At 66.6% G+C, this 9,385-nt stretch carries 10 protein-coding genes; 7 read left to right on the top strand and 3 right to left on the bottom strand.

Annotation, left to right across the window (positions count from 1 at the left end; translation table 11 throughout):
* Nucleotides 1-13: 13 nt before the first annotated feature.
* The 3 genes from benC to benA are packed head-to-tail and all read right to left on the bottom strand — an operon-like array spanning nt 14 to nt 4,586.
* A complete protein-coding gene (gene benC, locus H7I57_RS06020; RefSeq protein WP_264022442.1) occupies nt 14-2,692 on the bottom strand; it encodes a benzoate 1,2-dioxygenase electron transfer component BenC in 2,679 nt (892 codons plus the stop codon).
* Nucleotides 2,693-2,701: 9 nt separating this feature from the next.
* A complete protein-coding gene (benB, locus tag H7I57_RS06015) occupies nt 2,702-3,175 on the bottom strand; it encodes a benzoate 1,2-dioxygenase small subunit (RefSeq protein WP_264022478.1) in 474 nt (157 codons plus the stop codon).
* 40 nt (nt 3,176-3,215) lie between these two features.
* Nucleotides 3,216-4,586 carry a benzoate 1,2-dioxygenase large subunit gene (gene benA, locus H7I57_RS06010; RefSeq protein ID WP_264022440.1) on the bottom strand — a complete coding sequence of 457 codons (1,371 nt, stop codon included), beginning with the start codon at nt 4,584-4,586 and terminating at the stop codon, nt 3,216-3,218.
* Between the two features lie 206 nt (nt 4,587-4,792).
* On the opposite strand from benA, the gene H7I57_RS06005 reads away from it, so the two are divergent.
* The 7 genes from H7I57_RS06005 (at nt 4,793) to H7I57_RS05975 (ending at nt 9,380) form a co-directional block, all read left to right on the top strand.
* Nucleotides 4,793-5,707 carry a LysR substrate-binding domain-containing protein gene (locus H7I57_RS06005; RefSeq protein ID WP_264022439.1) on the top strand — a complete coding sequence of 305 codons (915 nt, stop codon included), beginning with the start codon at nt 4,793-4,795 and terminating at the stop codon, nt 5,705-5,707.
* Complete coding sequence (locus H7I57_RS06000; RefSeq protein WP_264022438.1) at nt 5,704-6,810, top strand: mandelate racemase/muconate lactonizing enzyme family protein; 1,107 nt, start codon at nt 5,704-5,706, stop codon at nt 6,808-6,810. Before H7I57_RS06005 ends, H7I57_RS06000 begins: the two co-directional genes overlap by 4 nt.
* Nucleotides 6,811-6,868: 58 nt before the next feature.
* The gene (gene catA / locus H7I57_RS05995) at nt 6,869-7,765 is read left to right on the top strand and encodes a catechol 1,2-dioxygenase (protein WP_264022437.1); all 897 of its coding nucleotides are present in this window, start codon (nt 6,869-6,871) and stop codon (nt 7,763-7,765) included.
* A 1-nt stretch (nt 7,766) separates the two neighbouring features.
* Complete coding sequence (gene catC / locus H7I57_RS05990; RefSeq protein WP_264022436.1) at nt 7,767-8,051, top strand: muconolactone Delta-isomerase; 285 nt, start codon at nt 7,767-7,769, stop codon at nt 8,049-8,051.
* An 86-nt stretch (nt 8,052-8,137) separates the two neighbouring features.
* Nucleotides 8,138-8,419: a hypothetical protein gene (locus tag H7I57_RS05985; protein ID WP_264022435.1), complete on the top strand. Its 282-nt coding sequence runs from the start codon at nt 8,138-8,140 to the stop codon at nt 8,417-8,419.
* Nucleotides 8,420-8,512: 93 nt separating this feature from the next.
* Nucleotides 8,513-9,157 carry a glyoxalase gene (locus H7I57_RS05980; RefSeq protein ID WP_264022434.1) on the top strand — a complete coding sequence of 215 codons (645 nt, stop codon included), beginning with the start codon at nt 8,513-8,515 and terminating at the stop codon, nt 9,155-9,157.
* Nucleotides 9,158-9,191: 34 nt separating this feature from the next.
* Nucleotides 9,192-9,380 carry a helix-hairpin-helix domain-containing protein gene (locus H7I57_RS05975; protein WP_264022433.1) on the top strand — a complete coding sequence of 63 codons (189 nt, stop codon included), beginning with the start codon at nt 9,192-9,194 and terminating at the stop codon, nt 9,378-9,380.
* Nucleotides 9,381-9,385 lie beyond the last annotated feature (5 nt).

The following is a 9,385-nucleotide window of genomic DNA, read 5'->3' as shown; positions in this document are numbered from 1 at the left end:
CGGCCGGGCCCGGTCAGCCCGCGTCGCCGCCGGCAACCGGGAGCACCGAGCCGGTGATGTAGCCGGCCTCGTCGGAGGCAAGGAAACAGATAGCGGCCGCTTGCTCGTCGAGGGTGCCATATCGCTTCATCAGCGACGACCCGATCGTCTGCTCGATGTGCGCGTCGAACCAGGCGCGCTCGGCGTCGTTGCGCGGCTCCGGGGTACCGCGCGAGATGCGGCGCGCGGGGGCAGCGGTACCACCTGGTGCGGTGGCGACCACCCGTATCCCGTCGCCGGCGTACTCCATCGCCAACGACGCCGTGATGGCGTTGATGCCGCCCTTGGCCGCCGAGTACGGGATCCGGTGAATCCCCTTGGTCGCAGCCGAGGACACGTTGACGATGACGCCCTGCCCGCGGTCGACCATCGACGGCAGCGCGGCGCGGCAGGCGTAGAGCGTGGTCATCAGCGAGCGGTCGATCTCCGCGCGGATCTCGGCGTCGGTGAACTGGGTGAACGGCTTGAAGTTGATCGCTCCACCGACGTTGTTGATCAGCACGTCGATGCGGCCGAACGTCGAAAGCGCCTGCTTCACCAGCGATTCGGCCCCCTCCCAGTGCTCGAGGTCGGCGGTGACGGCCTGTGCCCCGCCACCGCGGTCGCCCAGCTCGTCGGCGAGTTCCTCGACCAGCTCGGACCGATCGGCGAGCACCAGGATGCCGCCTTCGGCGCCGATGCGGCGCGCTGTCTGCTCGCCGATACCCTGGGCGGCGCCCGTGACCACCACGACCTTTCCGGCAAACCGGCCGGGCGTGACGAACCTCGGCCTCTGTGCAGCGCGCGCAGATTCCAGATCGGACAAGGCTCTTCGCATGGTCTGCTTGGAGCATTCGGCGTGGGCCATGATCAAGGTCCGCGCCGCGGTGCGGTCACCGGCTTCGAACGCGTCGACGATGCGGACGTGATCCTGTGCGCACAGTGGGTGACACCACGTGGCGTGCCGCAACACCTCGCTCATCCGCCCCTTGACGTCCAGCGCCTGATAGGCCTGAAGCAGGTGGGCGTTCCCGGTGAGGGTGAACAGGTAGTCGTGGAACGCCGCGTTCGTCTCGGTGTACTGGGCGGCGTCGACGAACCGATCGCCGTCGACGAAGGGCAGGGTCGATTCGGCGAGTAGCCGGTAGCCGGCGAGTTGCTGGGAGTTCAGCCGTCCCAGGGTCAGCTCGAGGGCCCCGAGTTCCAGCGCCTGCCGGGCCTCGAAGAGCGCATCCGAGGCGTGGACGTCGGGGGGCTCCTCGCCGATCTGATACCCGTCGGCGGCGACGACAGCCCGCACCGGTGCGGACACGGCCTCGATCACGTTGGCCTCCTCGGCTGCCTCGATACTGTCGAAGACCACTTGCCCGGCCAGAAGCCTTGCGCCACTCGCGATCAGTGAACCGTCGTCGGCATCAAGAGGCTCCGGATCACCGTGTTGTCTCGCGGGAACCATCAGCTGCCCGGCGACCGATCGGATCGACCGGTCGTCCTCGATCCTCTCGGCAGAGCCGGGGTACGCACCGATGTCGCGTTGCGGCAGCATCACCTGACCGGCGACGGCGCGGGCATCCGCGGACAGCAGCAGCGCCTGCTCGGACGAGGTCGACGCGGCGGGCACGGAAGCCAACTCCGGCGCAGGGCCGGAATGGGCCAGCGCGAACTTCTCGTAGTAGAAGCCGGTCGGCTCGATGCCGGCCTCCGTCACGTGGGTGCGCACCGCTTCCACCATCGGGGGCGGTCCGCAGAGATACACCGCGACGTCACCGCCGTGCAGATGCGCCGGCTCGATCAGGCTCGTGACATAGCCCTTGTTGGCGGCACGCGAGTCGGGATCCGAGACACAGTGGTCCCAGGTGAATCCGGTGAGGCTGGAGGCGATCTCCTCGATCTGGTCGAGCGCCACCAGGTCCTCGTCGGTGCTGACGCCGTAGACTAGGTGGGCCTTGCGCCGACTCGAGCCGTCCCGCAGGGTGCGCAGCATCGACAGCACCGGGGCCAGTCCCGTCCCGCCGGCCAGCAGTAACACCGGGCGGTCGGTATCGCGGAGAAAGAACGATCCGTTGGGGCCGGCGAACGAGATGGTGTCACCGACCGCCGCACGGTGACTCAGGTAATCGGACATCACGCCACCCGGCGTGAGCTTCACGAGGAACGTGAGGACCTCGTCATCTGGTGCGTTGGAGAACGAATACGACCGGGTCTGGTCGGTACCCGGCACCGCGATGTTCACGTACTGCCCCGGCAGGAATGCCAACTCGCCGCGGTTCGGGATCTCGACACCGAGAGCCACCGTGGTCGCCGACAGTCGATCGAGCTGGGCGACGGTGCCGGTGTAGGTCGCCGCCTGGGTCTTGGCGACGTCGGAGGTGCTGGCGATCTGCAGCACGAGATCCGAGCGCGGCCTCATGCTGCACGGCAGCACATAGCCCGCCGCCGCCTCGTCGGGTGGGAGCGCGTCGTCGATGTAGGTGCCGCCGTCGTAACTGCCCGACTCGCACAGCGCCTTGCAGGTGCCGCAGGCCCCGTCGCGGCAGTCCAGCGGGATGTTGATGCGCTGCCGGTAGGACGCGTCGGCGATGGTCTGGTCGTCCCGGCAGGTGATGAACCGCGTCACCCCGTCCTCGAAGGACAGTGCGACGGAGAAGCTTTGGGTGTCGATCTGGGCGGTCATGGCGCGCTCCTAGAAGTGGTAGACGTCCACCACGTGGTGGATGTAGTCGTTCTTGAGTACGACGGTCTTGCGCCGGATCAGGGGCTGCTCACCAGTGAAGTCGATCGTGTAGAACGAGGTCCCGTAATAGGGATCGATCGTCCTGTAGCGGAAATACATTGTGTGCCAGTTGAATCGGACATCGACGAGGTCACCACGACGCTCGATGACCTCGACGTTGCTGATGTTGTGGCTGGTGCGGGGTTCGGGCAGGGACGTCGCCGACGAGCGTTCGGTGCGGATGCGGAACACTCGGTCCTCCAGCCCGCCCTTGTTCGCGTAGTAGATCAGCGAGATGTCGCGTTGCGGGTCTTCGACGAGCGTGTCGTTGTCGTCCCAGGAGGGCATCCAGTACACGACGTCGTCGGCGTAGCACTGCAGCCACTTCTCGAACTCGCGGTCGTCGAGATAACGCGCTTCCCGGTAGAGGAACTGTTCGATCATGTTCTGCGTGATGAGTGTTGCCGCTTCGGTGGTCGTCACGTCAGCTCTCCTTTGTGGTCTCGCGGGCCAGCGCGCTCCGCATGGTGTCCAGCCAATAACCGTGCTGCACCGGGTACAGCCCCTCGTCCTCGTTCTTGACCCCGGACGAGATCACACCGTCCATGCCGAGTGATCGAGCGACGTCATCGGGGCCGGTCAGCCAGTGCTCGGCACCCCGGCTCATGTCGTTCCAGGGCGCGGCCTGCGCACGGAAGGTCAACTGGCAGGAGCGGAACTCCTCGAGGTCGTCGGGGGTGGCCATGCCGGAAGCGTTGAAGAAGTCCTCGTACTGCCGGATCCGGTGCGCACGGGCCGCGTCGCTCTCGCCCTTCGGGGCGATGCAGTAGATGGTGACCTCGGTCTTGTCCGGCGCGATGGGCCGGAAGTGCCGGATCTGGGTCGAGAACTGGTCCATCACATAGACATTCGGGTAGAGGCAGAGATTACGGGAACCCTTGACCATGAACTCGCCCTTGGCGTCGCCGAAGCGGGCCTTCAATTCGTCGAGCTTGTCCCACAACGGCCGGTCCTGCGGGTTGCCCGCCCAGGTCCACAGGCACAGGTGACCGTGGGGATACGACCAATAGCCGCCGCCGGACTTACCCCAGCTGCCCGCATCGAGCGCTTTGGTGTCGTTCGTCGACTCCCCCGTACTGCGCCGGCTCGTGGTCGCGGCGTAGTTCCAGTGCGTCGCGGTGACGTGATAGCCGTCGGCCCCGTTCTCGGCCTGCACCTTCCAGTTGCCGTCGTAAGTGTAGGTCGACGAGCCGCGCAGTACCTCCAACCCGTCGGGCGACTGGTCGACGAGCATGTCGATCACCTTGGTGGTGTCACCGAGGTGTTCGGAAAGCGGCAGTACGTCGTCGTTGAGGCTGGCGAACAGGAAGCCGCGGTACCCCTCGAACCGCGCGACCTTGGTCATGTTGTGGCTGCCACCTGAGTTGAACGTGTCCGGGTAGCCGGCACCGTCGGGATCCTTGACCTTGAGCAGGGTGCCGTCGTTGCGGAACGTCCACCCGTGGAACGGACACGTCAGCGTCATCCGGTTGTCAGTCTTGCGGCGGCAGATCATCGCGCCGCGGTGCGCGCAGGCGTTCACCAGGCAGTGCAACTCTCCGGATTTGTCCCGGGTGACGACGACGGGCTGCCTGCCGATGTAGGTGGTGATGTAGTCACCCGGGTCGGGCACCTGACTTTCGTGCGCCAGGTAGATCCAGTTGCCCTCGAAGATGTGCTTGATCTCCAGTTCGAAGATCTCCTCGTCGGTGAAGATCCTGCGGTTGGTGCGGTAGATGCCGGCCTCGGCGTCGTCGATGACGGCGTCGGCCAGGACAGCCGCCACATGGCTTGTGCGTTCGATCGATGCGGTCATGTATGCCTCCAGAAGTGATCCCTGTTGGCACTCTGACACCGAGTGGCACTCGTCACACTAGGCAATTGCCTAGTCCTGGCTAGGCGTCAGATTGATCGATGGTGTCGATCAATAGAGCGGAAATGTGTCCTTGTTCTCTATTGGTCTGAGCCCTACCGTCTGAGGTGTCGGTCATCACACATGGCCCGGGAACGGACGGAAAGCACATGGAGCTGCGTCACCTGCGATACTTCGCCGCGGTGGCCGAGACCTGCCATTTCGGCCAGGCGGCCGAGCAGCTGGTCGTCGCGCAGCCCGCCCTGTCCTACGCGATTCGCCAGCTCGAGGACGAACTCGGCGTCACCTTGTTCAACCGGACGACGCGACAGGTGTCGCTGACTCCGGCCGGGGAGTTCCTGAAGGCGGAAGCGGCCCGGATCCTGTCCGGGGTGGATGACGCCGAGCGCGGCGTGCGCAGGATCGCCGCCGGCCGCAGCGGTCTGCTGCGGGTCGGGCTGACAGGAACGGCCGCGTTCTCTCATCTGCCGCGCATCGCCCGCATCCTCCGTCAGGAACTGCCGGACGTGGCGATGGAGATTCAGGCCGACATGCTCACGCCGCTGCAATGTGAACAGCTCCGTGCGGGCGCGCTGGACGTCGGCGTGCTCCGCCCCCCGGCCGTCGGCGACGGCATCGAGCTTCGCTCCATCGACGTCGAACCCCTCGTCCTCGCGGTATCGGCGGACCACCGCCTGGCCGTCGAGCCCGTGGTGTCGTTGACCGACCTTCGTAGCGAGTCATTCGTTGCCTACGCAAGCCGGGACTCGGCAGTCAACGACGCCGTACTGCGCAGCTGCAAGCGTGCCGGTTTCGTGCCTCACCGCGAACATGCCGCACCGGGTACCGCGGTGCTGTTGGCGCTGGTGGCCGCGGGCTTCGGCGTCGCAGTACTGCCGGCCTCGGTCCGAGCATTGCCGTTGCAGGGGGTCGTCTTTCGCGACCTGACCGACGGCGGCAGCATCGCACTCGCCCTTGCCTGGCGCCGCGGCGGCGACAATCCCGTCGTCGATGCGGTCGTCAACGTGCTGTCCTCAACTTTCGCGCCGGCCTTCGCGCCCGGCGTTGCGGAGACGCTGATATGAAAATCACTGCCGTCGAGGCGATTCCGTTCGCCATCCCGTACTCCAAGCCGCTGAAGTTCGCCTCAGGCGAAGTCCACACCGCCGAGCACGTGCTGGTCCGTGTCCACACCGACGACGGGATCGTCGGTGTGGCAGAGGCACCGCCCCGGCCGTTCACCTACGGCGAGACTCAGGCCGGGATCATCGCGGTCATCGAGCAGCTGTTCGCGCCCGCCCTCGTCGGCCTGACCTTGCTCGAACGTGAGGTGGCCAACGCCCGGCTGGCGCGCACCATCGGCAACCCGGCCGCGAAATCCGCTGTCGACATGGCGATCTGGGATGCGCTGGGGCGTACCCTCGAACTACCCGTCACCAGCCTGCTCGGCGGCTACACGGACCGGATGCGGGTCAGCCACATGCTGGGCTTCGCGGATCCGGCTGCGATGGTCGCCGAGGCCGAGAAGATGCGGGACATCCACGGCATCAACACCTTCAAGGTCAAGGTCGGCCGCAGGCCCGTGACTCTGGACACCGCCGTGGTGCGGGCCCTGCGCGACCGCTTCGGCGACTCGATCGAACTGTATGTCGACGCCAACCGCGGATGGACGGCGGCGGAGTCGCTGCGCGCCATGCAGGAGATGGCCGACCTCGATCTGCTGTTCGCCGAGGAGCTCTGTCCCGCCGACGATGTCCTGGGCCGCCGCTGGCTGGTGGAACGCCTGGATGTGCCGTTCATCGCCGACGAGTCCGTCCCGACACCGGCCGACGTGACGCGGGAGGTGCTGGGCAGATCCGCCACCGCGATCAGCATCAAGACGGCGCGCACCGGCTTCACCACATCCCAGCGCGTGCACCACCTGGCCGAAGGCCTGGGCCTGGAGGTCGTGATGGGAAATCAGATCGACGGGCAGATCGGCAGCGCGTGCGCCGTCGCTTTCGGGGCGGCATTCCAACTCACCTCGCGCCGGGCCGGCGAGCTGTCCAACTTCTTGGACATGTCCGACGACCTGCTCACCGAGCCGCTGCGCATCCGTGACGGGCTGCTACGCGTACCGGCCGGCCCGGGCCTCGGCATCGACATCGACCCCGACAAGCTCACCCGGTACCGCACGGACCGGCACTGAAACTTCCCCGCAGGCAGCCCCTGCACAAGCTGGAGAACAAGAGAAAGAAGAACTGATCATGACCACCGTCGAACACAGCACACCATCCCCCGTCGCTGCGCCCGCCCCTTCCGGTGTCGCCAGCGCAGCAGCCTCGGGGGCGTCGGCCACCGATCGGTTCCATGCCGACAAGTCGCCGTTTGCGGCCGTCAAGGACACCCCGGCCGAGCGGGTCGACCTGCTTGCCCGCGAGGTGCTGGGCGCCGTGCACGACACCATCCGCCGTCACCGCGTCACCTACGACGAGTACAACGCCCTCAAGGCGTGGCTGATCAACGTCGGGCAGGACGGCGAATGGCCGTTGTTCCTCGATGTCTGGGTCGAGCACGCCGTCGAGGATGTGGCCACCGACCACCGCGTGGGCAACAAGGGCAGCATCGAGGGCCCGTACTACGTGCCCGGCTCGCCGGAGCTGGGCCCGAAGGGCACCATCCCGATGCGCGACGGTGAGCAGGGCACGCCGCTGGTGTGGCATGGCCGGATCACCGACACCGACGGCGCGCCACTGCAGGGAAAGGTCGAACTGTGGCACGCCGACGACGCCGGCTACTACTCGCAGTTCGCGCCGGGCATCCCGGAGTGGAACCTGCGGGGCAGCTTCTCCACCGGACCGGATGGGGTCTTCGAGATCACCACGATTCGCCCTGCGCCATACCAGATCCCGACCGACGGGTCGTGCGGGAAGCTGATCGCCGCGGCCGGCTGGCACGCGTGGCGGCCGGCGCATCTGCACGTCAAGGTGTCGGCTCCTGGACACGAACTGCTGACGGCCCAGTTGTATTTCCCGGGCGATGAGCACAACGAGGACGACATCGCCAGCGCGGTGAAGCCGGAACTGATCCTCGACCCTCAGGTCGAAGCCGACGGCTCTCAGTCCGTCACCTACGACTTCGCGCTCGACCCCGAGTGGAGCTGATGTGCTGTTCCACGTACGCATGGACGTGAACCTCCCGGTCGACATGGACCCGCAGGTGCGGACCGAGCTGGTCGGCCGGGAGAAGGCCTACTCGCAGGGATTGCAGCGCGAGGGCAAGTGGCCGCACATCTGGCGGGTGGTCGGTGAGTACGCGAACTACTCAATCTTCGACGTCGAATCCAACGATGAACTGCACCAGATACTTTCGCGGCTTCCCCTGTTCCCCTACATGGAGATCCGGGTGACGCCGCTGGCGCAGCATCCGTCCGACGTGCACGCCCGGTAGGTCTGCGAGACTCGGTCCGACGCGCTGCAAAGACGGTGTGCCACTCGGGAGTGGTTAACACACCTGTCATCTGGGCATCCACGAACATGGCATTCAAACTCACTTACTCCGATGGACAAGAGAGCCACCACGACGACGACACCGTGTGGGAGCTCGACGACGGCGTCCTCAAGCTGGGCCGCGAAGAAGGCAAATGGTCGGTGCTGCTCTCCCCGAGTCACTGGGCCGTGATCGAGTTCGTGGAGGCGAAGTCGCGCGACAGCGACGACGCCAAGGACGACAAGGACGGCGACGACAAAGCCTCCGAAGATTCAGACGACGAAGATTCCGAGAAGTCCGAGGGCGAGGACTCGAAGAGCGACGACTAGCGCATCTCCTCCCACCCCAGCGGCAATCCGCCGTCCCGAAGTACTCTGAGCCGCATCAACCACTTTGAGACCACCCATGGCGGCAGCGCGTCCATGCCCGTCGAGGTCGACGAGTTCGAGGTCGCCGACCCCGCAGACGCCTGGATCGGGGCCGGATTCAGTGTCGATTCTGCCGTGGGCACCTCGGGGATCTGCCGGATCGGCGGCGTCCGCATCCGACTGCTCGGACGCGAGCGTGGCACCGGCATCGTCGGGTGGTCGTTGCGCGGACTACCATCGGACGACTCGATCCACGACCTCGACGGTATCCCCACGGTCGGGTCGGACGGGATCGCTTCAACGCCTGCCGGGCACGCGAACGGCGTGACCGCGATCGATCACGTCGTGCTGCTGTCACCGGACCTCGGTCGAACGGTCGAGTCGCTGGCCGCGGTCGGCCTGGAGCCGCGACGGGAGCGCGACGGCGAACTCGGCGGCCGGCCGATCCGCCAGATCTTCTATCGGGTCGGGGAGGTGATCGTCGAGGTCGTCGGTTCGCCGGACACGGCCGGCAGCGGTCCATCGAAGCTCTGGGGAATCACGTACGTCGTCGCGGACATCGACGCGACTGCCGCGTTCTTCGGTGACCGCACGGCACCGGTCAGGGACGCGGTGCAGCCCGGGCGGCGGATCACCACGCTGCGGCATCACGAGTTCGGGATGTCGGTGCGGACGGCGATGATCTCGGCGCGTCGCTGAGCGGACAGCTCGACGCAATGCCTATCCTCGGCGAATGATCGATCCCGCGGACCGTGGCCCCGTCTTCGACGGCGTCCCGATCGGCAGGCCGGCGACCGGTGCGCTCCTCGACGCCGGCTACCGCACCCTCGCGGACCTGCCCGCCGACCTGGAGGGACTCCTCGCCCTCCACGGAGTCGGGCCGAAGGCGGTGCGTCTGCTCCGGCAGGCGCAGGCGGATTGACTGTC

The organism is Mycolicibacterium pyrenivorans (assembly GCF_025821625.1).
Classification (GTDB): Bacteria; Actinomycetota; Actinomycetes; order Mycobacteriales; family Mycobacteriaceae; genus Mycobacterium; species Mycobacterium pyrenivorans.
This window is presented reverse-complemented; position numbering and strand designations above follow the sequence as displayed.